Origin of the sequence: Devosia sp. Root105, assembly GCF_001424865.1 — a bacterium.
Taxonomy (GTDB): domain Bacteria; phylum Pseudomonadota; class Alphaproteobacteria; order Rhizobiales; family Devosiaceae; genus Devosia_A.
Genome location: NZ_LMCR01000012.1, coordinates 671231 through 695761, shown reverse-complemented (window position 1 = coordinate 695761; position 24531 = coordinate 671231). Strand labels below are relative to the sequence as shown.

At 65.4% G+C, this 24531-nt stretch carries 24 protein-coding genes; 16 read left to right on the top strand and 8 right to left on the bottom strand.

The annotated features are described in order from the left end of the window. Nucleotides 1-126 precede the first annotated feature (126 nt). Nucleotides 127-1233 (bottom strand): FAD-dependent oxidoreductase, encoded by a 1107-nt coding sequence (locus ASC68_RS12030; RefSeq protein ID WP_055879160.1) that lies wholly within the window; start codon nucleotides 1231-1233, stop codon nucleotides 127-129. 181 nt (nucleotides 1234-1414) lie between these two features. Between ASC68_RS12030 and ASC68_RS12025 the strand changes: the two genes are divergently transcribed. From ASC68_RS12025 to ASC68_RS11975, 11 genes are all read left to right on the top strand, one after another. Then, nucleotides 1415-1771, top strand: coding sequence for a DUF3088 domain-containing protein (locus tag ASC68_RS12025; RefSeq protein WP_248310532.1), 357 nt, complete (start codon nucleotides 1415-1417; stop codon nucleotides 1769-1771). Nucleotides 1772-1781: 10 nt separating this feature from the next. Beyond that, the gene (locus ASC68_RS12020; protein ID WP_055879156.1) at nucleotides 1782-2783 is read left to right on the top strand and encodes an MsnO8 family LLM class oxidoreductase; all 1002 of its coding nucleotides are present in this window, start codon (nucleotides 1782-1784) and stop codon (nucleotides 2781-2783) included. A gap of 21 nt (nucleotides 2784-2804) precedes the next feature. Then, nucleotides 2805-4145: an LLM class flavin-dependent oxidoreductase gene (locus tag ASC68_RS12015; RefSeq protein WP_055879154.1), complete on the top strand. Its 1341-nt coding sequence runs from the start codon at nucleotides 2805-2807 to the stop codon at nucleotides 4143-4145. Next, the gene (locus ASC68_RS12010; protein WP_055879152.1) at nucleotides 4142-5299 is read left to right on the top strand and encodes a M20 aminoacylase family protein; all 1158 of its coding nucleotides are present in this window, start codon (nucleotides 4142-4144) and stop codon (nucleotides 5297-5299) included. Before ASC68_RS12015 ends, ASC68_RS12010 begins: the two co-directional genes overlap by 4 nt. After that, on the top strand, nucleotides 5296-5865 hold the full coding sequence (locus ASC68_RS12005; RefSeq protein WP_082528101.1) for a GNAT family N-acetyltransferase: 570 nt from the start codon (nucleotides 5296-5298) through the stop codon (nucleotides 5863-5865). The genes ASC68_RS12010 and ASC68_RS12005 overlap by 4 nt, the downstream gene beginning before the upstream one ends. Before the next feature lie 148 nt (nucleotides 5866-6013). After that, a complete protein-coding gene (locus tag ASC68_RS29350; protein ID WP_156387317.1) occupies nucleotides 6014-7792 on the top strand; it encodes an amino acid ABC transporter permease/ATP-binding protein in 1779 nt (592 codons plus the stop codon). Between the two features lie 18 nt (nucleotides 7793-7810). Beyond that, a complete protein-coding gene (locus ASC68_RS28660; protein WP_055879149.1) occupies nucleotides 7811-8740 on the top strand; it encodes an ABC transporter substrate-binding protein in 930 nt (309 codons plus the stop codon). A gap of 170 nt (nucleotides 8741-8910) precedes the next feature. Further along, a complete protein-coding gene (locus ASC68_RS11990; protein WP_055879146.1) occupies nucleotides 8911-9846 on the top strand; it encodes an ABC transporter substrate-binding protein in 936 nt (311 codons plus the stop codon). A 119-nt stretch (nucleotides 9847-9965) separates the two neighbouring features. Continuing rightward, nucleotides 9966-10943 carry an LLM class flavin-dependent oxidoreductase gene (locus ASC68_RS11985; RefSeq protein ID WP_055879143.1) on the top strand — a complete coding sequence of 326 codons (978 nt, stop codon included), beginning with the start codon at nucleotides 9966-9968 and terminating at the stop codon, nucleotides 10941-10943. A gap of 151 nt (nucleotides 10944-11094) precedes the next feature. Next, complete coding sequence (locus ASC68_RS11980) at nucleotides 11095-11343, top strand: hypothetical protein (RefSeq protein WP_055879140.1); 249 nt, start codon at nucleotides 11095-11097, stop codon at nucleotides 11341-11343. A 98-nt stretch (nucleotides 11344-11441) separates the two neighbouring features. Beyond that, on the top strand, nucleotides 11442-11987 hold the full coding sequence (locus ASC68_RS11975; protein ID WP_055879138.1) for a transglutaminase-like cysteine peptidase: 546 nt from the start codon (nucleotides 11442-11444) through the stop codon (nucleotides 11985-11987). Between the two features lie 13 nt (nucleotides 11988-12000). Here ASC68_RS11975 and ASC68_RS11970 read toward each other — a convergent pair whose 3' ends face one another. Then, the gene (locus tag ASC68_RS11970; protein ID WP_156384580.1) at nucleotides 12001-12606 is read right to left on the bottom strand and encodes a hypothetical protein; all 606 of its coding nucleotides are present in this window, start codon (nucleotides 12604-12606) and stop codon (nucleotides 12001-12003) included. Nucleotides 12607-12916: 310 nt separating this feature from the next. Here ASC68_RS11970 and ASC68_RS11960 point away from each other — a divergent pair, with 310 nt between their 5' ends. From ASC68_RS11960 to ASC68_RS11950, 3 genes are all read left to right on the top strand, one after another. Continuing rightward, nucleotides 12917-14353 carry a mannose-1-phosphate guanylyltransferase/mannose-6-phosphate isomerase gene (locus ASC68_RS11960; protein ID WP_055879130.1) on the top strand — a complete coding sequence of 479 codons (1437 nt, stop codon included), beginning with the start codon at nucleotides 12917-12919 and terminating at the stop codon, nucleotides 14351-14353. A 123-nt stretch (nucleotides 14354-14476) separates the two neighbouring features. Further along, nucleotides 14477-15868 carry a UDP-glucose/GDP-mannose dehydrogenase family protein gene (locus ASC68_RS11955; protein WP_055879128.1) on the top strand — a complete coding sequence of 464 codons (1392 nt, stop codon included), beginning with the start codon at nucleotides 14477-14479 and terminating at the stop codon, nucleotides 15866-15868. Nucleotides 15869-15965: 97 nt separating this feature from the next. Then, nucleotides 15966-16412: an Rrf2 family transcriptional regulator gene (locus ASC68_RS11950; RefSeq protein WP_055879125.1), complete on the top strand. Its 447-nt coding sequence runs from the start codon at nucleotides 15966-15968 to the stop codon at nucleotides 16410-16412. A 3-nt stretch (nucleotides 16413-16415) separates the two neighbouring features. Here the strand turns inward: ASC68_RS11950 and ASC68_RS11945 are convergent, their stop codons facing one another. The 6 genes from ASC68_RS11945 to ASC68_RS11920 form a co-directional block, all read right to left on the bottom strand. Next, the gene (locus ASC68_RS11945; RefSeq protein ID WP_055879122.1) at nucleotides 16416-17213 is read right to left on the bottom strand and encodes a DUF1684 domain-containing protein; all 798 of its coding nucleotides are present in this window, start codon (nucleotides 17211-17213) and stop codon (nucleotides 16416-16418) included. A 26-nt stretch (nucleotides 17214-17239) separates the two neighbouring features. Beyond that, nucleotides 17240-17986, bottom strand: a complete 747-nt coding sequence (locus ASC68_RS11940; RefSeq protein ID WP_055879120.1) for an ABC transporter ATP-binding protein — start codon at nucleotides 17984-17986, stop codon at nucleotides 17240-17242. Further along, entirely contained in the window at nucleotides 17983-18792 is an 810-nt protein-coding gene (locus ASC68_RS11935) for an ABC transporter ATP-binding protein (RefSeq protein WP_055879118.1), read from the bottom strand. Before ASC68_RS11935 ends, ASC68_RS11940 begins: the two co-directional genes overlap by 4 nt. 139 nt (nucleotides 18793-18931) lie before the next feature. Beyond that, nucleotides 18932-19777 (bottom strand): ABC transporter permease, encoded by an 846-nt coding sequence (locus tag ASC68_RS11930; protein ID WP_055879115.1) that lies wholly within the window; start codon nucleotides 19775-19777, stop codon nucleotides 18932-18934. Next, a complete protein-coding gene (locus tag ASC68_RS11925; RefSeq protein WP_156384581.1) occupies nucleotides 19774-20733 on the bottom strand; it encodes an ABC transporter permease in 960 nt (319 codons plus the stop codon). The genes ASC68_RS11930 and ASC68_RS11925 overlap by 4 nt, the downstream gene beginning before the upstream one ends. A 225-nt stretch (nucleotides 20734-20958) precedes the next feature. Beyond that, on the bottom strand, nucleotides 20959-22455 hold the full coding sequence (locus ASC68_RS11920) for an ABC transporter substrate-binding protein (RefSeq protein WP_082528100.1): 1497 nt from the start codon (nucleotides 22453-22455) through the stop codon (nucleotides 20959-20961). A gap of 259 nt (nucleotides 22456-22714) precedes the next feature. On the opposite strand from ASC68_RS11920, the gene ASC68_RS11915 reads away from it, so the two are divergent. Both ASC68_RS11915 and ASC68_RS28975 read left to right on the top strand, forming a co-directional pair. Next, nucleotides 22715-23668 (top strand): UDP-glucuronic acid decarboxylase family protein, encoded by a 954-nt coding sequence (locus ASC68_RS11915; protein WP_156384595.1) that lies wholly within the window; start codon nucleotides 22715-22717, stop codon nucleotides 23666-23668. A gap of 86 nt (nucleotides 23669-23754) precedes the next feature. Next, nucleotides 23755-24531: a hypothetical protein gene (locus tag ASC68_RS28975; protein WP_197421175.1), complete on the top strand. Its 777-nt coding sequence runs from the start codon at nucleotides 23755-23757 to the stop codon at nucleotides 24529-24531.

Genomic DNA, 24531 nt, shown 5'->3' with positions numbered 1-24531 from the left:
GCCCTGACCACGGGATCAGCAGTTTCTCCGCCAGGAGCCGAACTGCTGTTGCTGGGTGAGGGGACACGTCGACCGGCCGCTCCTTCCACCTGAGCGGCCGGCTTCGGTAGCGGGGTCGGAAAACCTCTATCCCTTCCCCGCCGCCCAGGCAGTCACCTCAGTCGCATCCCGCTTCCCGGTGATCGCATCGGCCAGCCCCGACGCAATCACCGGACCCAGCTTGAAGCCGTGCCCGGAGCACGCGCTAAGCAGCCAGCTCCTCGCCCCGATCGGCTCGACCACGAAGCGCTCATCGTCGGTGACGGTGTAGTAGCAGACCTTGGCCTCGAGCAGCTCGTAGCGCTCGAACCCTTCAAAGATCTCGCTTGCTGCCGTCTTCACCGCCGCCACGTCCTCCGGTGTCGCGATGCGATTGTCCGAGCCGTCGCCGCGGCGGGTGAACACGTGATCGCCGATCTTCAGCCGGGTGCCGCCGCGCGGTGGCAGGATGTAGCCGCCATGGGTGACGCCCTGGTCGACCAGCACCGGCGCCGCGGCCCAGGCCGTTGCCAGTTCGACCGGCGGCTGCAGGTAGAGCATCACCTGGCGCGAGGGGGTAAGGCGGGGCCGCGCCGCGGGATAGATGGCGGGCAGCCAGGCGCCGGCGGCGATGACGACCACGTCGGCAGAGCGACGCTCGCCGTTCACCGTGAAGCTGCCGGCTTCGGTGTCGACCTCGCTCACCCGGCTATGCGGATGCAGCGCCACGCCGGCCTCGGCCAGCCACCTGGCCAGATCAGTGACGATGCGGCTGGCGAACAGCATGCCGGCGCCCTCAGCTTCGAACGCCTCGGCGATACCCTCCTGGCGCAGCATCGGCAGCCGCGTCGCGATTTCCGCCTTCGACACCGGTCGGTGGGCGATGCCCATGGCGTCGAGTTCACCAGCTGTTGCCTCGTACCAGTCCGAAGCGCGGCGGGCGACATACAGCAGGTTGGTCGGCAGGTAATGCGTCGCGCCGAGATCGCGCCACAGCTCCTCATAGGCCCGGAACGCCAGCGGCATCAGGGCGCCATAACCGCTCAGCCCGCCATAGGTGTGCCGGGTGATCCGGTGCTCGTCGAACGACGAACTGATCGGGTTAGGGATCGCTCCCTGTTCGTAAAGCGACACCCGGGCACCCCGCTTGTGCACCGCCCAGGCCAGCGACAAGCCGCCGATTCCGGCGCCGATGATTGCGATGTGCTGCTGCATCTCTTTGTCCCGTGTTCCTGCTCTCAAGGAGAGGGAAAGCCGTTCGGCGCGTCCACTGCCGCCAAGGACATAGTTTTTCCCGCCATGTGCCCAGAAGGCAAAGTTCTATGCCTCCAGCGCCTCGCTTTGGCGAGCATGTATCTTTATTGTCCATAGAATTAATAGACTAATGGAGATCATCGTGCCGGCACGCGACAAGGCCACGCTCTACCTGCTCGAGCCCAGCTTCGAGGACGCTGCCTTTCCCGGACAGAAATTCTTCTGCCGGCACGGCGCCCTGGTCGAAGGCGTGCTCGGCCACCATCCTGAGGTGCGCGACAAGCTCAAGGTCGAGCGCATCGCTTTCTCGCGCCCGCGCCAGGCGGTGATCGCGGCGATCGGCGAAGCCAACCAGGCGCTGCCGGTGCTGGTGCTGCCGGCCGGTGAGACCAGCCCATCCGCCACCGGCATCGCTAATGGCCATGCCTTCGCCGCTGGCGCCAGCGCCATCCTCGCGACGCTCGCCGAGCGCCACGGCATCCCCCTCATCCATCCGTGAGGCCCCGGCCATGAGCTACACGCTGAGCCTGCTCGATAAGAGCCCCATCGCCAAAGGCGAGACCGCCCACGACGCGCTGAAGCGCACGCTGGCTTTGGCGCAGGCCGCCGAGCGGCTGGGCTTTCACCGCTTCTGGGTCGCCGAACACCACGACACCGCCGACCTCGCCAGCTCGGCGCCGGAACTGGTGATCGCCTGGCTGCTGGCGGGCACGCGGCGCATCCGCATCGGCTCGGGCGGCGTCATGCTGCAGCACTACAGCCCCTACAAGGTGGCGGAGAGCTTCAACACGCTCGCTTCGATCGCTCCGGGCCGTGTCGACCTCGGCGTCGGCAAGGCCCCTGGCGGCCTGCCATTCTCCACCAAGGCGTTGCAGAGCGAACGGGAGGCGGGCAGGAAGCTCGATTTCAACGGCCTCCTCACCGACCTCACCACCTTTCTCGACGGCACACAGGGCCCTGATCGCGCCAAGGCGACGCCGTCACCGGTAACCGCACCCGAACGCTTCCTGCTCGGCGCCAGCGTCGACAGCGCCGAACTGGCGGCGGGGCAGGGCTGGGGTTTCGTTTTTGCCCGCCACCTCAACGGCGACGGAGCGCTGCTGGCCGCGACGGTCGAACGTTACCGCCAGCTTACCGGCCGTTCGCCGGTCGTTGCGGTCGCGGCGATCCTGTCGCGCGATGGCAGCGAGGCCAAGGCGCAGGGCGACCGGTTCCGGCCGCTGAAACTCCACATTGCCGGGCGGCAAAGCGTCACCATCGGCAGCGAAGAGCAGGCCCGGGAGTTTGCTCGCCAGGCCGGCGTCAGCGACTACCGCACCGAACCCGCAACCCCGAGCGTCGTCACCGGCTCGCCGCGCGACCTGCTCGACGAACTCGACCGGCTGAGCGGCACGCTCGGCGTCGGCGAGTTCATCGTCGATCTGTTCAACCAGGGCGACAGCCGCCTCGAAGCGGTCGAGCTGCTGGCCGCGGCGCACGCCGCCGCCGGCCGTGTCGCCATCCCCGCCTGACCCCCTAACGGAGCCCTTAAGATGAGCAAGCGCATCCCATTCGGCATCATGCTGCAGGGCCCGGGCGGCCACATGAACGCCTGGAAACACCCGAGCGTCCCGGCCGATGCCAGCGTCAATTTCGACTATTACGTGCGGACCGCCAAGCAGGCCGAAGCCGCCGGCATCGCCTTCGCCTTCATCGCCGACGGGCTCTACATCAACGAAGTGTCGATCCCGCATTTCCTCAACCGCTTCGAGCCGATCGCCATTCTCTCGGCGCTTGCCGCCGTCACCGACAAGATCGGCCTCGTCGGCACTCTTTCCACCTCCTACTCGGATCCCTTCACCGTGGCCCGGCAGTTCGGTTCGGTCGATGCCATCAGCAAGGGGCGTGGCGGCTGGAACGCCGTGACCTCGCCGCTCGAGGGCTCGGCCAAGAACTACAGCCGTGAAAAACACCCCGAGCATGCGCTGCGTTATCAGATCGCCGGCGAGCATATCGACGTGGTGAAAGGCCTGTGGGACAGCTGGGACGACGATGCGTTCGTCCGCAACCGCGAGACCGGCCAGTATGCCGATTTCTCGAAGCTGCATCGGGTCAACTACAAGGGCCAGTTCCACTGCGTCGAAGGCCCGCTCAACCTCGAGCGCTCGCCGCAGGGGCAGCCGGTGCTGTTCCAGGCCGGCGGCTCCGACGACGGCATCGCGCTCGCCGGTCGTCACGCCGACGCGGTGTTCGCCAACGGCGCCTCGATCCCCGAGAATCAGGAGTTGACCAGTAAGCTCAAGGCCAGTGCCGTGGCGCATGGCCGGCGCTCCGACGACATCAAGGTGTTCCCCGGCATTTCGCCGATCGTCGGCTCGACCGCCGAGGAGGCGGAGCGCAAGTATCGCGAGATCCGCGACCTGGTCAGCGTCACCGAGGCGCTGCGCTATATCGGCCGCTTCTTCGACCACCACGATTTCACCCAATACGACCTCGATGCGCCATTCCCTGAGCTGGGCGACTTGGGCAAGAACCAGTTCCGCTCCGGCACCGACCGCATCAAGCGTATCGCCAAGGAGAAAAACCAGACGCTGCGCGAAGTGGCGCTCGAAAACACCACGCCGCGCAATGACTTCATCGGCACGCCCGATGTGGTCGCCGACAAGCTGATCGAGTGGGTGGAGCAGGGGGCAGCCGATGGTTTCGTGCTCGGCTTCCAGGTCATCACCCAGGGTCTCAACGACTTTGAGGCAGAGGTGCTGCCGATCCTCGAAAAACGCGGCTACCACTCGCGTGAACTGATCGGCACCACCCTGCGCGAGCATCTCGAACTGCCGCGCCCGGTGAACCGCTTCGCCGACGAGGCGGCGGCCAAGGCCGGGGCAGCGGAATGAGCATTGATGTCGCGGAGTTCGTGGCGCTCCGGCACCGGCTCCACTCCGAGCCGGAGCTGGCCTACGAGGAGAAAAACACCAGCGCGCTGGTGGCCGAGCTCCTCACGGGCTGGGGCTACGAGGTCGCGACCGGTATCGGCGGCACCGGCGTCGTCGGAACGCTCAGGCGCGGGCCGGGCGCGCGGACCATCGGCATCCGTGCCGACATGGATGCGCTGCCGATCACCGAGACGACGGGTGTCCCCTATGCCAGCAAGACGCCTGGGGTGATGCATGCCTGCGGGCATGACGGACACACTGCGATCCTCCTCGCGGCGGCCAAAGACATCGCCGCAACGCGTAACTTTTCCGGTACCGTTCGGCTGATCTTCCAGCCCGCCGAGGAGAATGGCGGCGGCGCCCGCAAGATGATCGAGGATCGGCTGTTCGAGCGCTTCCCGGTCGATGCGGTGTTCGGGCTGCACAACTGGCCGGGGGTTCCGGCCGGCGAGTTCCGCTTCATCGACGGCCCGGCGATGGCCTCGGTCGACATGGTCGTCGTCACCATCACCGGCAAGGGTGGGCATGGTGCCCGGCCGCACGAAGCGGTGGATCCGATCGTCACCGCTGCCTCGCTGATCATGGCGTTGCAGACTATCGTCTCGCGCAACATCGATCCGCTCGAGGCGGCGGTGGTCACCGTGGGCGCCATCCACGGCGGCAACGTGCCAAACGTCATCCCTGAGAGCGTCGAGCTGCTGCTCACCGTCCGCGCTTTCTCCGCGTCGGTACGCGAGAGTATCAAGCAGCGGATCGCCGCGCTCGCCGAGGCCCATGCCCAGAGCTTCGGTGCGAGTGCCAAGGTTTCGGCGCCGCGCGGCTATCCTGTGCTGGTCAACCACGCCGCCGAGAACGCCTTCGCGCGGGGCGTGGCGCAGCGGCAGCTGGGGGAGGGGAGTGTCGGTACGCTCCCGCCGATCACCGCCAGCGAGGACTTTGCCTTCATGCTGGAACAGCGCCCTGGCGCCTACCTGTTCGTCGGCAATGGCCCGAGCGCCGATCTCCACAGCCCCAACTACGACTTCAACGACGAGATCCTCGGCATAGCTGCCCGCTACTGGGTGGCGCTGGTCGAGGATTACCTCAGGGCCAACGAGGAGGCGGCAGCGGCATGAGCGACTATTTCTACTACACCACCCCTGACCACCCGCTGGCCGAACCGCTCGTCAACCAGCTGACCGCGGAGTACGACCGGCGCTACGGCGCCTATTTCGGCGAGACGGCCGACAAGGAAATGAATCGCTACCCGGCAGCGCTGTTCGCGCCGCCCGATGGCAATTTCCTCTTACTGCTGCGCGACGGTTTTCCGATCGCTGGCGGCGCCTTCAAGCGCTTCGATGGTGAAACCGCCGAGCTCAAGCGCATCTGGACCGATGAGAACCATCGCCGCCAGGGTTTGGCCCGACGGGTGGTGGCCGAGCTCGAGCAGCAGGCGTTCCGGCAGGGCTTTTCGCGCCTCTACCTCACCACCGGCTTCCGCCAGCCGGAGGCGCGCGACCTCTACCTCAATGCGGGCTACACCCCGCTGTTCGATGTGGATGCCGATCCCGAGATCTACGGCGCGCTGCCATTCGAGAAATTTCTCGTCAACCCGCCGCCCGGCTATGTCCCGACGTTGGTGACCCCGCCCGAGGGCGGCTGGAAGGCGGCGCGCGAGCGCCAACTCGCCGAGCACAGATAGCCACGGCACCGCATTTTCGCAGGCAAACGAACTCTCCGGCGACCCAACAACAGACGCCGATGCTTTGACCCCGCGACGTTAAAGTCTATCATTTTGATAGACTAATAATGACGGGCCCAAGCCCCAGGAACAACGAAGGCACCTCTGAATGGCTACGACCGATGCAAGTTCTGCGAGTGTCGAACTCGACCTGGCGCGCTCCTCCGCCGATCCGGGCGGTTATCGCGTCGTGCCGGCCAAGCACCCATGGCGGATCGCCGGCACGGTGGTGGCGGGGCTGCTGATCCTCGTCACGCTCCACTCGGTGCTCACCAACGAGCGCTGGGGCTGGACGGTGTTCGCCCAGTACTTCTTCGATGGGGCGGTGCTGATCGGCCTCGGCCGCACTCTGTGGCTGACGCTGCTGGCCAGCGTGCTCGGCTTCTTCCTCGGCGGCCTGCTGGCGTTCGCCCGGGTGTCGAAGTCGAAGCTGCTTTCCGGCCTCTCCTGGGCCTATATCTGGCTGCTGCGCTCGATCCCGCTGATCGTCCTGCTGCTGGTGCTCAACAATATCGGCTACCTCTACCCGACCGTCGATATCGGTATCCCGTTCACCGATATCCTGTTCGCCCAGTACGGCACCACCTCGGTGCTCAGCGTCTTCGCCGTGGCGGTGATCGGCCTCAGCCTCAACCAGGCGGCCTTCTCGGCCGAGATCATCCGGGGCGGCATCCTGTCGATCGACCAGGGCCAGCAGGAGGCCGCAGCCGCACTTGGCCTCTCCTGGCGCCACCAGTCGCTGCGCATCGTCCTGCCGCAGGCCATGCGCGCCATCATCCCCTCGGGCTTCAACGAGATCATCGGCCTCGCCAAGGCCACCTCCATTGTCTACGTGCTGGCGCTGCCCGAGCTCTTCTACACCGTCCAGGTCATCTACAAGCGGAACCTCGAGGTCATCCCGCTGCTGATGGTGGCAACGGTCTGGTACCTGATCATCATGAGCGTGTTGTCGCTCGTGCAGTTCGGCATCGAGCGCTATTTCGCCAAGGGCGCCACTCGCGAGGTGCAGGCGCCGCTGCTCGGCCGCTTCCTCGGTCCCAACCGCACCGCCCGGACCATCGCCGCCGTCCGTGCCGCGCCGCAAGCCCAGCGCGCGCCGCTCGCCGCCTTCGATCGGCACAGTCACGATGTCGGCCGCATCGACATCCGCCGCATCACCAAGAGCTTTGGCGACTTCAAGGCGCTCGACAATGTGAGCCTCACGGTCGAGCCCGGCGAAGTGACCGTGATCATCGGCCCCTCGGGCGCCGGCAAATCGACGCTGCTGCGTACCATCAACCACCTCGAGCGGCCGGATGGCGGGTTCGTCTCGATCGATGGCGAGATCATCGCCTACGAGCAGCGCGGCAACGTGCTCTACGAACTCAAGGATCGCGCCATCCGAGAGCGCCGCGCCGGCATCGGCATGGTGTTCCAGAACTTCAACCTGTTCCCGCATCTGACGGCGGTGGAGAACCTGATCGAAGCCCCCATCGCGGTGCAGAAGCTCGAGCACGGCAAGGCCGTCGGCCAGGCGCTCGACCTGCTCGATCGTGTCGGTCTCTCCGACAAGGCCGAGGCCTATCCGCGGCACCTGTCGGGCGGGCAGCAGCAGCGCGTCGCCATTGCCCGCGCCCTGGCGCTGAAACCCAAGGTCTTGCTGTTCGACGAGCCAACTTCGGCGCTCGATCCCGAGCTGGTGGGCGAAGTGCTCGACACGATCAAGGAGCTGGCGAAATCGGGGACGACGATGGTCATCGTCACCCACGAGATCGGCTTCGCCCGCGAGGTCGCCGACAAGATCGTCTTCATGGAAAACGGTCGCATCGTCGAAGCCGGCGCGCCCGAGCGGCTCTTCAACTCTCCCTCACACCCCCGGACGGCCGAGTTCCTGGCCAAGGTCCTCTGACACACAAGGTTTCCTGAAATGCGCCTTCTTTCTCTCGTGCTTGCCGGTGGCCTCGCCGCTGCCGGCTTCGGCGGAGCCTACGCCGCTGAAGACATCTTCGATCTCAGCCCCGAACAGCCCGGTCGCATCCATGTCGAGGCCGATCCGGCGCTGGCCGCCAAACTCCCCGCCGACTTCAAGTGGGTGGTGCCGGGCAGCTTCACTGTGGCGGTTGCCGCCGCCGGCGAGCCGCCGCTCGGCACCTACGCCACCGACGCTGCGACGGTGGTCGGCGCCGACCCTGATATCGCCTGGCTGGTTGCCGACAAGCTCGGCCTGAAGCTCAACCTCGTGCCGGTGGCCTGGGCCGATTGGCCGCTCGGCCTCACCTCGGGCAAGTATGACGCGGTGATCAGTAATGTCGGCGTTACCGAAGAGCGGAAGCTGAAGTTCGACTTTTCGACTTACCGGCAGGGCCTGCACGGCTTCTTCGTTGTCACCGACAGCCCGATCACCTCGCTGAAGCAACCCAAGGACGTGGCCGGCCTCAAGATCGCGACCAGTTCGGGCACCATCCAGGATCGCATCATCAACGAGTGGAACAAGGAGAATGTCGCCGCCGGCCTCCCGGCGAGCGACATCCTCTACTACGAGGACACCCCGGCGGCGCTGCTCGCCATCCAGTCCGGGCGCGTCGATGCCATCTTCAACGTCAATTCGATCTTCACCTACCAGGGCCTGAAGACCGGGGCGATCCACCAGGTCGGCACCGTCAATGCCGGCTGGCCCAACACCACCGAGGTCGGCATCACCACCCGCAAGGACAGCGGTCTCGCTCCGGTGCTGACCGAGGCGCTGAACGCGGTGATCGCCGACGGCAGCTATTTGAAGACGCTCGAGCGCTGGCACTTGGCACCGGAGGCGGTGGAGACCGCCAAGACCAACCCGCCGGGCCTGCCTAAGTACTGAGCTCAGGGCATTTCGCCGTTTCGCTTGAAACGGTGAAATGTCCCCAAAGCTTCTACCAGACACGCCGGCGACAGTGCGAAGCGCCGGACGCATAGCGTCGCATTACCGGGGACACCGGGATGTGCGCCCAGCCTCTTCGCGCCCAATTGGACCCAAGAAAGGCGTCAAAAATGACCCTCATTCGCACGGCAGCCGCAGGCATTCTCGCCGCCGGCCTGCTGTTCTCCGCCACTTCAGGGGCTTTCGCCCAGGGCGGCTTCGACCTCACTCCCGAGCAGACGGCTCGCCCCAAAGCCGAAGCCAATCCGGACGCGATCGCCAAGATCTCACCCGACTTCAAGCCGGTGAAGCCGGGCGCCCTTACTGTGGCGCTGACTGTCGGCGATCCGCCGCTCTCGACGTACGCCACCGACTCCTCGACGCCGGTTGGCGTCGAGGAAGATACGGCCTCGATCATTGCCGACGCGCTGGGCCTCGAACTCGTCCTGGTGCCGGTGGCCTGGCCCGATTGGCCGCTGGGCCTCGAATCCGGCAAGTTTGACGCGGTGATTTCCAACGTCACCGTCACCGAGGCGCGCAAGGAGAAGTTCGACTTCTCGTCCTATCGCCTCGACGTCCTCGGCTTCTACGTGCCGAACGAGAGCAAGATCACCGAGATCAAGGAACCCAAGGACATTGCGGGCCTCAAGGTGATCGTCGGGGCTGGCACCAACCAGGAAAAGATCGTCGTCGAGTGGGACAAGCAGAACGTTGCCGCCGGCCTGCCGGCCGCCGAGTTCCAGTATTATGACGATACCGCCGCGGCGCAGCTGGCGCTGCAGTCCGGCCGCGCCGACGTCGAGTTCAACCCCAACGCCCAGCTCGCCTACCGCGCCGTGGTGAGCGGCAACACCCGGCTCGTCGGCATCGTCAACGGCGGCTGGCCGCTGACCGCCGAGATCGCTGTCGCCACCAGGAAGGGCGCCGGCCTCGCCGATGCGCTCACCGCCGCCATCAACGGGCTGATCGCCGACGGCAAGTACATCGAGGCGCTGAAGCGCTGGGGCCTCGACGCCGAGAAACTCGGCGAATCGCGCACCAACCCGCCGGGCCTGCCCAAGACCTGATCACTAACAAGACCTGACCAGACCTGAGCCCCAGATCGTCCTACCCCTTCCTCGGGACGTAACCGGCGCCGCGTGTCCCCTCTCTCCTTGGCACGCGGCGCTTCAACGCGAACGCTCCCATGACCATCAGCAAGCTCAGCTTTCTTATCCCCGGCAACTACGCGGAGAACGATCCGCATACCGGCCTCGAGGCGACGCTTCGGATCATCGAACTGGGTGAGGCGCTGGGCTATCACGGCGCCTGGGTGCGTCAGCGGCACCTCGAACACGGCATTTCGTCGGCAGCGGTGTTCCTCGCCGCGGCCAGCCAGCGCACGCGCCGGATCGAGCTCGGCAGCGCAGTGATCCAGATCGGCTACGAGAGCCCGTTCCGCCTCGCCGAGGACCTCGCGATGGCGGAGGCGCTATCCGCCGGGCGGCTGAATGTCGGGCTCAGCGCCGGCCCGCCACAGCACCTCGACCTGCTCGGCCCGCTGGTGTTCGACGGCGACTACCGCTCGTTCGATTTCTCGCACCGGCGCATCGCGCGGCTGGTCGAGCTGCTGCGCGCAGAGCCGTTGGGCGAGCCGATCGCCATCCCCGGCGGCAAGGCGGTGCCGCGGCTGCAGCCGGGCGTGCCCGGCCTCCTCGACCGACTATGGTATGGCGGCGGTTCGCTGAAATCGGCCGAATGGGCGGGTGCGAACGGCTTCAACCTGCTGGTCGGCAACGTCACCTCGGGCGAAGGGACAGACGATTTCGTCACTGCGCAACTCAACCAGATCGCGGTCTATCGGGCCCAGGCTCGGGGTGCCTCCGGCCGCATCGCGCTGGGTCGGGTGATCGTGCCGCTCGACAGCGCCAGCCGGACCACGCGGGAGCGCTATCTCGCCTATGCCCAGTCCCGCCATGCCCGCACGCTGCAGCCCAATGGCGACAAGCGCACCCTGTTCGCACCCGACCTGGTCGGCACGCTGGCCGATATCGCCGAGCGACTCACCGCGGACGCCGCAGTGGCAGCGGCCGACGAGTTGCGCCTCGAGCTGCCCTATGAGTTCGACGAGGCCGACTACGCCCAGATCCTCACCGACGCCATCGGCTTGCTGACGAAGTCCTGAATAACCTGCCGAGGCGGGCGTCAGCGACTTGCCCCCCGGTCGAGCGACGCGCTTTTCGCCGACAGCAGTTGAGTACCGCAAAGCCACACGCTCACGTAACGCTCGCTTAACACACAATATCGGAACCTAGGCGCCAATCAGGAGTGCATTGATGGGTGCGACCGTGCTGGCTGCCTTGCTTGCCAGCGGACTAGGCTTGATAGCCGGAGGTTACTATTCGACGGTCGGCTGGATCGTGGTGGGTAACCTGTTGCTCGTGACCACGGCGACGGCGTCGTTCGCGGCGCACGCCGATCTCGTCACGGCCCTGGGCTGGACAGCGCTCTCTATCGTCGCGTTCAATATCGGCCTGATGCTCGGCCTCATCATCCGGCGCCCGGTGGTCCTTATTCCCGCGTGATTGCGTAAAGTTTTACTCAAACGCTGAACCGGGCAGCAAAGTCCAGCTGTCATGGTGTTCCCAATGAACGCGCGCCAGTTGCGCCACAGGGGGATTGCATGAGCGTCCAAACCGCTACGGGTTCGAACCGGAAGATCGCAGCCGTCATCATGGCGGCCATGGTATCGCTGGCCGCCGGCGCGATGTCGACGGCAGCCAGCGCGGGCAGCGTGCACGCGCCTCTCGGCTACCAGGTGATGTGCCTGAAGAACCCCGCCGAATGCAAAGGCGGCGGCAAGGCCAAGGTCGATCTTACCGCCGACGTCATGTCGACGCTGAAGCGCGTCAATGGCCACGTCAACCGTTCGATCAAACCGCGTTACGACAGCGGCGCCGATGTCTGGTCGGCCAGCTCCTCCTCCGGCGATTGTGAAGACTATGTGCTGGCCAAGCGCAAGGCGCTGATCAAGGCCGGCATCCCGGCCAGTTCGCTCCGCATTGCCTACGTCAAGACCCGCAGGGGCGAGGGCCATGCAATCCTGGTGGTCAAGACCAATGGCAAGGATCTGGTGCTGGACAACCTGACAGCAAGCATCAAGCCGCTCAGCCAGTCGGGCTACCGCATCATCTCGATGTCGGGCGCCAACCCGCGCAGCTGGAGCTGATCGGCAAGCCGGCTCAGGTCGGCGTGCCGCGCTTGAGCTTGTTGAGGACGCGGTCGAGCAGCGCCTCATGCTCGGCAAATACCCCAAAATCGTCCGGTGCGCTGGCATGGCCTTCCGTCAGCGCCCGGATGCGTTCGGCTTCAACCAGCACCGGCAGCACGTCGCCACCGGTCTCGATGGTTTCGAACAGCTGCCGGCGCAGATCGTCGAGCTTCGAAATCGTGTCGTTGGCATAGACCATCTCGGCACGATCGGCAGGGAACGCCGCGCCGCCCACCTGCACCAGATAGCTGAGCGACACCAGGTAGTAGCTCGCTTCGCTGAGCAGTTGCTGGTCAAGTTCGGCCAGCGCCTCGGCCGGCGGGGTCGCCTTGCCCCAGCGCAGCGCCTGCTCCTCGAGCGCCGCTCCCAGTTCCTCCCGCGGCACGACGTCGAACGTCGCGCGGATCATCTCCAGCGACAGGTAGCGCGACAGCGCCTCGCGCAGCGGCAGCGCGGCTGGCGCCACCTGTTCGGAAGGGGTAGGGCCGAGGTCTGCCGCCTGCAGCGGCACCGCGGCAACCGACAGGCTCAGCAGCAGGGCTCCAGCCAGTGGCAATAGTCTCGACGCGAAACGCAACTTCAACCTCACGCGATGCAATAGCGCATCCCTATCAGCTAGCGCCCTTGAGGTGGTCGGTAACCGCTTGGTAAGGATAATTTCCGCGCCAAAGCGAGCGAGCCGGCAGCTGATCGCCTCTATCTGGCGGGGCTGATGGATGCTATCGCGTTCATGGTACAATTCTCCATCACGCCGACGCAGGACGGCCATGGCATCGTTGCTTACGCCAGGGCGGACGGCGTCCTCACCCAGCTGAATCAGCAGTCAACCACCACCTCGCATGACTTCGCGGCAAGCATGCGGGCTATTACGCCGAGGCCCAGAACCGATGACTGAAGCCAATTTGATCGTACCGGTGATCCTTGCAGGCGGGCAGGGGACCCGGCTCTGGCCGATGTCTCGTGCGGCTCGCCCCAAGCAATTCCTGCCGCTGACCGGCCCGACCTCGCTCTATCAGCAGACGCTGCTGCGTGTTGCCGACCCGGCGCGCTATCATCCCGCTGTCATCGTCACCAACGCCGAGTATCGCTTCCTCGTCGCCGAGCAGGCACAGGAGGCGGGCGTGCCGACGTCCGCCGTGCTGCTCGAGCCGATGGCGCGCAATACCGCCGCTGCCATCGCCGCGGCAGCGCTGCATGTGCAGCAGGCCTTCGGCGACGATGCGGTCATCCACGTTCTTGCCTCCGATCATGCCGTCGACGCCGATGACAACTATTGGTGGAGCGTCGCCACCGCAGCTGCTGCCGCCCGGGCCGGCCGGCTCGTCACCTTCGGTATCACCCCATCGGCCCCCGAAACCGGTTACGGTTACATCGAGGCAGGTGCCGAGCTCGGCAACGGTGTTCGCGCCGTGGCGCGCTTCGTCGAAAAGCCCGACCACGACACCGCTGAGAAGATGCTGGCCACCGGCGGCTACTACTGGAACTCCGGCACCTTCATGCTCGGCGTCGCGAGCTTCCTCAGCGAGGTGGAGGCGCTGGCGCCCGAGACTTTCAGCGCCGCTGCGGCCGCTGTTTCCGCTGCCAGGACCGACCTCGATTTCATCCGCCTCGACGAAGCGGGTTTCAGCACGGCGCCCAACATCTCGGTGGACTACGCCATCTTCGAAAAATCGAAGCAGGTCGCCCTGGTTCCGGTGACCTTCCCCTGGTCGGATCTTGGTGCCTGGGATGCCGTGTGGAAGGTGTCCGGCAAGGACGCCGCCGGCAACGTCGTCAGCAACGGCAACGCCACGCTGTCCAACACGCGTAACTCGCTGATCGTGTCGGAGCGGGCGCATATCGCCGTCGAAGGGCTGGAGGATGTCGCCATCATCGCGTCGGAAGACGCCATCTATGTCGGCCGCCTGTCAGACGCGCAGCGGGTTGGGCCGATGGTCAAGGCATTGCGGGCCAATCCCGCTACCCAGGGCCTCACCGAGATCCATCGCACGGCCTACCGTCCTTGGGGTGGTTACTCCTCGGTGCTGAACGGCGATCGCTTCCAGGTGAAGCGCCTGTTCGTCAAGCCCGGCAAGAAGCTCAGCCTGCAGAAGCACCACCATCGGGCCGAGCACTGGGTGGTAGTCAGTGGCACCGCCGAAGTGACCGTCGACGGCAAGGTGACGATGCTGACCGAGAATGAGTCCATCTACCTGCCGCTTGGCTGCGTGCACCGGCTCGCCAACCCCGGCAAGATCCTGCTCGAGCTGATCGAGGTGCAAACCGGCTCCTATCTGGGCGAGGACGACATCATCCGCATTGAGGACGAGTTCGGTCGCGCCTGACCGGGCTTGCGCTTCGAGGCAGAGACGCTGATCCGGCCATCGGCGCTGCCCATGTCGCGCTGGTGGTTGCTAGGCGCCGTAATTGCCGCGCATATAGGCTGCGCGTTCTCTTCGGGGCTCTGAATGAAGATCACGATATTCGGCTCGGGCTATGTCGGCCTCGTCACCGGCGCCTGCCTCGCCGATGCAGGCAACCAGGTTGTCTGTGTCGATATCGATGCGGCCAAGGTGGCGTTGCTCAACAGCGGCCATGTCCCGATCTACGAGCCGGGGCTCGAGGCGATCGTCTCCGGCAATCGCGCTGCGCGGCGGCTCTCCTTCACCACCGACATTGCAGCCGGTGTCGAACACGGTGAAGCGCTGTTCATCGCGGTTGGGACCCCGCCTGACGAAACCGGGTCGGCCGATCTCAAATATGTGCTCGCTGTGGCGCGCAGCATCGGCGAGCACGTCACCGGCTTCAAGGTCGTGGCCGACAAGTCCACCGTGCCGGTTGGGACTGGCGATCGCGTTGCCGAGGCCATCACCGCCGAGCTGGTGAAGCGCGGCTTTGCCGCCGACCCGGCGGAACGGGTCCGCCTCGGCCAGCCCGATTTCACCGTCATCTCCAACCCCGAGTTCCTCAAGGAGGGCGCGGCGGTCACCGATTTCAACCGCCCGGACCGCATCATCATCGGTGCGGACGGCACGCCGGCCGGTCGGCGCGGCCTCGAGCTGATGCGCCAGCTCTACGCGCCGTTCACCCTCAACCACGATCGCACCATGGTAATGGACGTTCGTTCGGCCGAGCTCACCAAGTATGCCGCCAATGCCATGCTGGCGACGCGCATCTCGTTCATGAACGAGCTGGCCAATCTGGCAGAAGATCTGGGCGCCGATATCGAGCTGGTCCGTCGTGGCATCGGCTCCGATCCGCGCATTGGCTACAGCTTCCTCTATGCCGGCACCGGCTATGGCGGCAGCTGCTTCCCCAAGGATGTGAGCGCGCTGCGCCACAGCGCGGCGGAGCAGGGGCGCGAATTGCGCATTCTCGCCGCCGTCGAGGAAGCGAACACGGCGCAGAAAGATGTGCTGGGCGGCAAGATTCGCACCCGCTTTGGCGAAGACCTCACCGGCCTGACCTTCGCTGTCTGGGGCCTGTCATTCAAGCCCAACACCGACGACATGCGCGATGCGCCCAGCCGCGTGCTGATCGCCGATCTCCTCCGCCGCGGCGCCGCGATCCGGGCCTATGACCCCGTGGCGATGGAGGAAGCGAAACGCGTTCTGGCGTTCGATCTCGATGGCGGGATGGGGCGGATCGATTTCGTCGAAACCGCGATGGCGGCCGTGACGGGGGCCGATGCCCTGGTGATCGTCACCGAGTGGAAGGTGTTCCGGAACCCCGACTTTGCGGCCTTGGCCAGGGGGCTCGGGCGAAAGGCGATTTTCGATGGCCGCAACCTCTACGAACCCTCGATCGTCGAGGACGCCGGGTTGGCCTATTTCCCCATCGGCCGGCGTCAGGTGTCCTGAGCCTCCATCGATACGACGACGCAAAGCTCTACTTGTATAGCTAGTCGCTGGAAATTATATCTCGTGCGCTTTTTGCTGCCTGGGATGATTTTCGGCGATGCTGACTGCCAAGGGAAAATACGGCCTGAAGGCGCTGGTGCATCTGGCGCAGTTCCCTCCAGGGGAGTTGGCGCTGGTCGCCGACATCGCGTCGGCGAACAAGATTCCGAAGAAGTTCCTCGATGCCATCCTCGGCGATCTTCGCAATGCCGGCATCGTGCAGAGCCGCAAGGGCAAAGGCGGCGGCTATCGCCTGGCCCGGGCGCCCGAGGAGATCAAGGTCGGCTCCATCGTACGCGTGCTCGATGGCCCGCTGGCGCCGATCCCCTGCGCCAGCCACACTCGCTACGAAGCGTGCGACGACTGCGATGTGGCGACCTGCCAGGTCCGCCACACCATGCTCAATGTCCGTAACGCCATCGCCGAAGTGCTCGATCGCACGACGCTTGCGCAAATGCGCGACGCCAATGGCGAGGTCCTGCCGATCGAGCTGCAGACCGCTTAAGATCTAGTGCAGCTCGGCTAGCCGCTTCTCGCCCGCCTCGATGCGGAATGGCAGCACGTTTTCCGGTGGCGGCAGCGGGCATACCGCGAACTCGGTGAAGGCGCAGGGCGGGTTGATCGCCTTGTTGAAGTCGAGGACGATGCTGTTCTCAGTCACCTCCTCGCCATAGAGGAAGCGTGAGGCCGGATAGGTCGAATCCCGCGAGGTCGGGTCGCGGATCACGAATTGCGGCGCCTCCGGCGTGCCGTGCGTGGCGATCAGCTCGTAGGTCTTGCCCTCGTGGGTGAACACCGCCTTGTGCGTCACCGCGACGCCGGTGCGGATATTGCCGGTGGTGTCGACATCCATCTCCAGGGGCGCCTCGAACGGCACCCACTGGGCGGTGATCCGCCAGTCCTGCTGTGCCGGGAAATACTCGATCCCCGGGAACGCGGCCGGCGCCGCCGAAGCGGTGTCGCGGATGCGCAGCGCATTGTCGCCGTTCACCGTGGTGATCTCGCACAGCAGGGTGCCGAGCTGGAACCGCGGCGGATGCTTCTTGTTCGGCGTGATGTGGATCGGCTCGCCGTCGGTCGGCTTGAACGTCACCGTGCCGTCAGGCTCCTGCGTCACCGCCCCCAGATGCGCCGGGCCGGCGGAGAGGACGATGTCGTTGTCCTCGGCGGTCCCGACACTGGCAGTGCCGGGGTCGAGCACAAAGCGGCCGATGATGTTGAGCCAGCCGTTCGGCGCCTTGAGGTTGTTGAGGCGCTTCGCCTTCCAGGCGTCGAGTGCGGCGAGATAGTCGGCAGAGTTAGTCATTGGAGTCGTCCTTGGGGTCAGGCAGATCAGGCAGGCATGCGCGGCACGCTGCCGAGCAGCTTCCGGGTGTACTGATGTTGGGGGTCGGTGAGAATTTTGCGAGTGGCGCCGGCCTCGACGATCCGGCCCTTCTCGAGGATCACCATCTCGTCGCAAAGCGCGGCGACAACGCCGAGGTCGTGCGACACGAAGACCAGTGTCATATCGGCCGCCAGCTTCTGCAGCAGCTCGACGATGCGGATGCGGGTCGAGAGATCGAGCGCGCTGACCGCCTCGTCGGCCAGCAGCAGTTTCGGCTTGGCGACGATGGCGCGGGCAATGGCGATGCGCTGCCGCTGCCCGCCCGAGAACTCGTGCGGGTAGCGCCCGAGAATGCCCGGCTCCAGTCCCACCGAAACCAGTGCCGCCTCGACCAGCATCCGCCGATCGCCTGGAATGCCCAGCGAGCGCAACGGCTCCGAGACGATGCCGAGCACGTTCTGGCGCGGATCGAGCGAAGAGTAGGGATCCTGGAACACCGCCTGCACCTGCCGGCGATAAATCCGCATGAAGCTGCCGCTGCGCGTGTCGAGGATCTCGCCGTCAAAGCGGATCTGCCCCGCGCTTGGCCGGGTCAAGCCCAGCAGCAGCCGGAGCAGGGTGGTCTTGCCGGACCCGGATTCCCCGACCAGACCGACGCTGGCGCCGGCACGGACCTCCAGCGACACCCCATCGAGCACCAGCCGATCGCGGGCATAGCCGAAGCTGACATTCTCCACGCTGACGAGGCTCATGCTGTACCCTCCAGCGCGTCGTCGAACGCCTTGGCGGCCGCGACCAGCGAGCGCGTGTAGTCGTGCTGCGGCGCGCCGAATACCTCGCGCACCGGTCCGGCCTCCACCGCGATACCCCGTTTCATCACCACCACGCGCTCGACGATTTCGGCCACCACCGGCAGGTCGTGACTGATGAACAGCAGCGCCATGCCGCGCTCCCGCACCAGCCCGTCGAGCAGCTTCAGGATCTCCGCCTGCGTCGTCACATCGAGCGCCGTCGTCGGCTCGTCGGCGATCAGCAATTGCGGCCGGCAGGCCAGCGCCATGGCAATCGCCACCCGCTGCCGCTGTCCGCCAGAAATCTCATGCGGATAGGATCGGGCGATGCGTTCCGGCTGGGGCAGCGCAACCTGCTCGAGCAGCGCCAGCACTTCGCGGTTGAGCAGGCTGCCCGTGAGCTCGCGCCCATCCCGCCGGGCTCGCCGCTGCAGCGGCTCGGCCACCTGTTGTGCCACCCGCAGCAATGGGTCGAGCGCCGTCAGTGGCTCCTGGAACACAAACGCCGCCACCATGCCGCGCAAGCCGTTCAGCACCCGGTCCGGCGCCCCGATCACCTGCTGCCCGCCCAGCACCACCGAGCCGCTTGCCTTGATGGCCCGCGGCAACAGCCCGGTCGCCGCCATTGCGGTGAGCGATTTGCCTGAGCCGCTCTCGCCGATCAGCCCCAGCCGCTCGCCCGGCGCGATCGCGAACGACAGGTCGGAAACCAGCGGCTTGCCGTCGACGGCTAGGTTCAGGTTCTTGATGTCGAGAAGTGGCACCATCACGCCACCCCCTCGATGTCATCCCAGCGAAGGCTGGGATCCATCTTGCCGCTGGCGCGGGCTGTGAGTTGGGTCCCAGCTTTCGCTGGGATGACACCGGTGGCTGGGGCAGCAATGGTGACGACAAATAGCCGGAAGCTCATCGCGAAACCCTCCGCGTCGGATCGCCGATGTCGCGCAACCCATCGGCGAGCAGGTTCACCCCGATCACCAGCGACACCAACGCGATGCCCGGCGCGATGGCGCCGATCGGTGCGGTATAGACCGTGCCTTGCGCCTCCTGCAGCAGCCGGCCCCACGAGGCGTTCGGCGGTGGGGCGCCCAGTCCGAGATAGCTGAGCGACGCCTCGGCGATCACCGCCAAGCCGAACTGCAGCGCAAAATTCACCGACAGTGTCGGCCAGATATTGGGCAGCACATGCTGGAACACGATGCCGAGCCACGAGGTGCCCGACGTGCGCGCCGCCGTGATGTAATCCATCAGCAGCACCCGCTTGGCGAGGATGCGCGTCAGGCGCGCGACGATCGCCGACAGCGCAATACCGAGTGCCAGCACCGCCGTACCGAGGCTCGCCGTGTCGCTTGCCGCCACCACCAGCATGGCGATCAGCAGTGTCGGAAAGGCGATGAGGATGTCGAGTGTCGCTGCCAACGCGTCATCCAGCAGCCGCGTCGCGAACGCCGCCAGCACCCCGAGCGTCACCCCGATCAACCCGCCGATCGCCACCGCGGAGATCCCGACAATCAGCGCAATGCGCGAGCCGATCATGATCTGGGTGAAGAAGTCCCGGCCCAGCCGGTCGGTCCCCGCCCAGTGCTCCCAGGACGGTGGCGCCAGTCGTCCGCCGGTCAGCGCCGTCGGATCGTAGGGCAGCCACACCAGCGTCAGCAGCGCCACTGCGACGTGGAGGCCGACCAGCAGCAGCCCGAGCCACAGCGTCAGCGAGCCGCGCGAACGCCGCGCGCTTGCAACCACCGCGCTCATGACACCCCCGCCCGTCCGCGCAACCGCGGATCGATGAAGCGCTGCAAGAGGTCGGCGGCAAAGCCGATCAGCAGCACCAGCAGCGTCGAAATGAACAGCACGCCCTGCACATTGGGATAGTCGCGCTGCTGGATGGCGAGCAGCAGCATCGAGCCGAGCCCCGGCAGCGCGAACACCTTTTCCACCACCACGGCGCCGAGGAAGGTCGTCGCCAGCTCAATCCCGAGGATCGAGATCACCGGCACGGCGCCATTGCGGATGCCATGTCGGACCAGTGCCTCGACGAAACCCGAACCCAGTGCCCGCGCCGTGCGGATGTAGTCGCTGCCGATGACGTCCTGCGTCGCTGACCGCACATAGCGTAGCAGCGATGCCGCGATCACCAGCGCCACTGTCAGCACCGGCAAAGCCAGCGCAACGGCAGCTTCGCCGAAATTCGCCCAGCCCTTCAGCGGGAAGCCGCCCGAGGGGAACAACCTGAGGTTGATGGCGAAGATCGTGACGATGAGGATCCCCAGCCAGAACACCGGAATGGCGATCCCTAACTGGCTGACGATCGAGATCGCCGCCCCGTACCAGCGGTCCGCCTTCACTGCCGCGATGATCCCGAGCGGCAGCGCAATGACGATGGCCAGCAGGAACCCCAGGATGGTCAGCGGTACCGTCACGCTCAGCCGGTTGCCGATCTCGCTGAGCACGCTCGCCTTGCTGACGAACGAGGTGCCGAGGTCGAAACGCGCCAGGTTGCCGACGAAGCTCACGAACTGGGTCAGCAGCGGCTGGTCGGAGCCGACCTGCGTCCGCGCCGCCGCGATCTGCGCTTCGGTCGCGCCGACACCGAGCAGTGCATTTGCCGGATCGCCCGGCAGCAGCCTGAGCAGCACGAACAACACGACCGCCGCGATCAGCAGCGACAGCAGCAGGATGGCAAGACGCCGGAGGAGGTAGGTGAGAATTGTGAATGCTCTGAAAAAATGGACAGCACCGCACTCTAGCGTGCGGCGCTCGTGGCGTCATTGCGGTGACAAGCGGCAGCAGACGGCCCCCTCCCGGCCTCCCCCATGAAGGGGGAGGTGAAGAGTCGAGGCTGTGGCCTCGATCATGCCAGGTGAACCGGCGGGGCACCTCCCCCTTCATGGGGGAGGATGGGAGGGGGCCGTCTGTGTCAGTCTGCGTCCCGCTTACTTCGCCTTCTGGATTCCATAAGCGAAGAACTGCGAGTTCAGCCCGTTCACCGGGTAGCCGGTGACATTGGCGGCTGACACCACGATCTGCGGGTAGAGATAGAGCCAGTTGCTGGCCGCGTCTTCGGCGATGAGCTTGTTGGCTTCCGTCAGCTTGGCGGTCTGCTCGTCGATCGTCGCCGCGGCTTCCGAGTCGGCGATCAGCTTCACCACTTCAGGGTTGTTGTAGCCCCAGTAGAAGTCCGGGTTGCCGTAGAACACGATATCGCGGTGGTTGACGTGCTCCTGCAGGGTCGCCTGGAAGTCGTGCGCCTTATAGATCTTCTCGTACCACTCGTTGGCGGTGATGATGTTGATGTTCACCTTCACGCCGACCTTGGCATACTCGGCCTGCAGGAACTGCGCGACGATCGGGTGCGGGTCGTAATCGGGCGTGTCGAGGGTGAACTCGAAGCCATCGGGGTAGCCGGCTTCCGCCAGCAGGGCCTTGGCAGCCTCCACGTCATAGGCATCGACGCCGGTCAGGTCGACGTACCACGGGTCGGTCGGCGGCACGAACGAGCCGATCAGCGTGCCATAGTCGCCCCAGATCGAGTTGAGCAGCTTCGCCTTGTCGGTGGCCTTGGCCAAAGCCTTGCGCACCTTCACATTGTCGAACGGCGCGACGCGATCGTTCCAGGCCAGCAGTTCCTTGGTCGTCGAGGCACCCTCGGTCACCTTGTAAGCCGGGTTGCCGCTGAACTGCGCCAGCGAATCCGGGCTCTGCACGGAGGTGATCACGTCGACTGCGTTGGTCAGCAGCGCATTGTTCAGCGCCGTCGCGTCGGTGAAATAAGTGTAGATCACTTCGCCGTTGGTCGGGGCGGTACCCCAGTATTTGTCGTTGCGAGCCAGTGCCAGCGCCGAGCCACGGCGCCATTCGCCCAGCGTATAGGGCCCGGTGCCGTCTTCGGCCGCGGTGATATCGGTCGCCTTGTCGTTGACGATCCACACATAGCTGAGGTTGTAGGGCAGCGAGATCGAGCGGGCCGACAGCGTGATCACCACCGTCTGATCGTCAGGCGTCTCGATGCCGGTAATGGTCGACAGGCTCTTCTTGCGCGAGCTCTTCGAGGCTTCGGCGGTGACGCGCTCGATCGAGTATTTCACGTCGGCCGCAGTGAGCGGATCGCCCGAGTGGAAGGTCACGCCCGGCTTCAGCTTGAAGGTGTAGGTCAGGCCGTCTTCGCTGGCGCTGTAGCTGTCGACGAGCTTGGGCTCGACGGCACCCGCATCGGTCAGCTGGAACAGCGCCTCATAGACGTTGCCGTTGAACGCCTCGTTGATGCCCTGGCCGGCGCCGGCGGTGTTGTCGAGGTTCTGCGGCTCATAGAGCGACCCAATGCGGATCGTCGCATTGGCGTCGTAGTCCTGCGCCATCGCAAGCGGCGCCACAGCAACGCTGCCCAGCAGCGCAGCGGCGACCAGCGCGCGGCGGATGGAAATCTGGTTCATTCGGGGAACTCCTGGTTTCGGCGTGGACCGCGTGGATGAAAGCGGTCTCACATTGGTATCTGTGTACCTCGCTGCACCGCAAAACCCTATGCTTTTGCTGGTTGAATCGAACTATGTGCGGCGCTTGAGGCGGAACACTCTTCGGCCGTCGCCCGAGAACGGAAAATCTGGTTCCGAACCGGATTCGCGGCTATAGCCAGACGCTGCGCGCGCACCGGCATGATGCCTGCGTCGGGTAGGCCGTTTGATGGTGGAAATGATGGGTAGCGGTAGCACGCAGCGAGTTCTGGTAACGGGCGGCGCAGGGTTTCTCGGCAGTCATCTTTGCGAGCGGCTCGTAGCGGAGGGCCACGATGTCATCTGTGCCGACAATTTCTATACCGGTTCAAAGGGCAACATCGCGCACCTGCGGGGCAACCCCAGGTTCGAGTTGCTGCGCCACGACGTGACTTTTCCGCTCTATGTGGAAGTCGATCGCATCTTCAATCTGGCATGCCCCGCATCGCCCGTGCACTATCAGCGCGACCCGGTGCAGACCACCAAGACCAGCGTCCACGGCGCCATTAACATGCTCGGTCTGGCAAAGCGCGTCGGTGCTCGCATCCTTCAGGCGTCCACCAGCGAGGTATATGGCGATCCTGAGGTGCACCCGCAGACCGAAGACTATTGGGGGCGCGTTAACCCCATAGGTCCGCGCGCCTGCTACGACGAGGGCAAGCGTTGCGCCGAGACCCTGTTCTTTGACTATCACCGCCAGCACCGCCTAGACATAAAGGTGATGCGGATCTTCAATACCTACGGCCCCCGCATGCAGCCCGACGACGGGCGGGTGGTTTCCAATTTCATCGTCCAGGCCTTGAAAGGCGAACCGATCACGATCTATGGCGACGGCAGTCAGACCCGCAGCTTCTGCTATGTCGACGACATGATCGAGGGCATGTTTCGGCTGATGGAGACGGGCCCGGACTTTCCCGGGCCGGTCAATGTCGGCAATCCCGGCGAGTATACCATGCTCGAGCTCGCCGAACTGGCGATCCGCCTGACGGCCAGCCGCTCCGAACTGGTGTTCATGCCGATGCCGCCCGACGATCCGCGCCAGCGTCAGCCCGATATCACGTTGGCCCGCGACAGGCTGGGCTGGGCGCCGACGGTCGAGCTCGAGGCAGGAATGATCCGGACCATTGCGTACTTCCGCGAATTGCTGGCCGCGTGACGCCGGAATCGGCGACATCAACGCCGCCTGCGGCAGACTCGCAAGGTTAACCAGAGTCGAAGCAATTCCAGCAGTTTGTCGACTGAATGGCGCCGTTGCGCTATGATACTTCGAATAGGCTATGTATCGCCGCCAGTGTTCTTGCCGGCGCGGATCAATTCGATCTGAGGAGGTATTGGGTGAAGGGGTCACCGCGTGTTGCGCAAAGCGCCATGCTGATTGTGACCTTGGCGCTCGCAACCTCTGGAGCGGCGGTCGCATTTGTCGAGGCCAAGGCGTATCTGTCTGCCGGCATTTTGCCCAAGGAGCGCTTCGATGCGTTGGCAGCCGGTGGCATCGATGTCGGCCTCTCAACCGCCTCGCACACCCTCATCCTCAACAACTGCTATGAGGCGCTCACCTCGGTTACCGCTCGCCTGCAGCCTGCCGCTCGCCGTAGCGCTGTCGCGGCCAACTGCCTCCTGGTTGCCGACGGGATCAGTGCAGGCGAGCCTGCAAACGCCTTCGCCTGGTATGTTGCTGCGCTGGCTGCGGCGCACAATGACGATTTGCCCACCATGACGGAGCGACTTCGTATGTCGCAGATCTCCGGACCGAGCGAGCAATGGATCGTCGAGTTGCGGGTCAACCTGGCTGAGGATCACCTGGCGGCACTGACGCCCGAGGTCATGGCGGGCAATGACCGGGACCTCACGCTGCTTGCCCAGAGTCAGCGTGGCGTCGCCTCGATCGCCCAGCGTTATGTTCGCCAGGCGGATTTTCGCGAGCGCATCACCGCCCTGGTCGAACGGTTGCCAGCCGAGCAACAGCAGAGCTTCCTCTACAATGTCCGCCTTGCCGCGGACCAGCTGTCGCGAGGCTGA

Bases quoted from the DNA above. Each gene is read 5' to 3' on its own strand.
- ASC68_RS12030 (WP_055879160.1), bottom strand. From the start codon at position 1,233: ATGCAGCAGCACATCGCAATCATCGGCGCCGGAATCGGCGGCTTGTCG.
- ASC68_RS12020 (WP_055879156.1), top strand. From the start codon at position 1,782: ATGAGCTACACGCTGAGCCTGCTCGATAAGAGCCCCATCGCCAAAGGC.
- ASC68_RS12015 (WP_055879154.1), top strand. From the start codon at position 2,805: ATGAGCAAGCGCATCCCATTCGGCATCATGCTGCAGGGCCCGGGCGGC.
- ASC68_RS12010 (WP_055879152.1), top strand. From the start codon at position 4,142: ATGAGCATTGATGTCGCGGAGTTCGTGGCGCTCCGGCACCGGCTCCAC.
- ASC68_RS12005 (WP_082528101.1), top strand. From the start codon at position 5,296: ATGAGCGACTATTTCTACTACACCACCCCTGACCACCCGCTGGCCGAA.
- ASC68_RS29350 (WP_156387317.1), top strand. From the start codon at position 6,014: ATGGCTACGACCGATGCAAGTTCTGCGAGTGTCGAACTCGACCTGGCG.
- ASC68_RS28660 (WP_055879149.1), top strand. From the start codon at position 7,811: ATGCGCCTTCTTTCTCTCGTGCTTGCCGGTGGCCTCGCCGCTGCCGGC.
- ASC68_RS11990 (WP_055879146.1), top strand. From the start codon at position 8,911: ATGACCCTCATTCGCACGGCAGCCGCAGGCATTCTCGCCGCCGGCCTG.
- ASC68_RS11985 (WP_055879143.1), top strand. From the start codon at position 9,966: ATGACCATCAGCAAGCTCAGCTTTCTTATCCCCGGCAACTACGCGGAG.
- ASC68_RS11980 (WP_055879140.1), top strand. From the start codon at position 11,095: ATGGGTGCGACCGTGCTGGCTGCCTTGCTTGCCAGCGGACTAGGCTTG.
- ASC68_RS11975 (WP_055879138.1), top strand. From the start codon at position 11,442: ATGAGCGTCCAAACCGCTACGGGTTCGAACCGGAAGATCGCAGCCGTC.
- ASC68_RS11960 (WP_055879130.1), top strand. From the start codon at position 12,917: ATGACTGAAGCCAATTTGATCGTACCGGTGATCCTTGCAGGCGGGCAG.
- ASC68_RS11955 (WP_055879128.1), top strand. From the start codon at position 14,477: ATGAAGATCACGATATTCGGCTCGGGCTATGTCGGCCTCGTCACCGGC.
- ASC68_RS11950 (WP_055879125.1), top strand. From the start codon at position 15,966: ATGCTGACTGCCAAGGGAAAATACGGCCTGAAGGCGCTGGTGCATCTG.
- ASC68_RS11945 (WP_055879122.1), bottom strand. From the start codon at position 17,213: ATGACTAACTCTGCCGACTATCTCGCCGCACTCGACGCCTGGAAGGCG.
- ASC68_RS11940 (WP_055879120.1), bottom strand. From the start codon at position 17,986: ATGAGCCTCGTCAGCGTGGAGAATGTCAGCTTCGGCTATGCCCGCGAT.
- ASC68_RS11935 (WP_055879118.1), bottom strand. From the start codon at position 18,792: ATGGTGCCACTTCTCGACATCAAGAACCTGAACCTAGCCGTCGACGGC.
- ASC68_RS11930 (WP_055879115.1), bottom strand. From the start codon at position 19,777: ATGAGCGCGGTGGTTGCAAGCGCGCGGCGTTCGCGCGGCTCGCTGACG.
- ASC68_RS11920 (WP_082528100.1), bottom strand. From the start codon at position 22,455: ATGAACCAGATTTCCATCCGCCGCGCGCTGGTCGCCGCTGCGCTGCTG.
- ASC68_RS11915 (WP_156384595.1), top strand. From the start codon at position 22,715: ATGGGTAGCGGTAGCACGCAGCGAGTTCTGGTAACGGGCGGCGCAGGG.
- ASC68_RS28975 (WP_197421175.1), top strand. From the start codon at position 23,755: ATGGCGCCGTTGCGCTATGATACTTCGAATAGGCTATGTATCGCCGCC.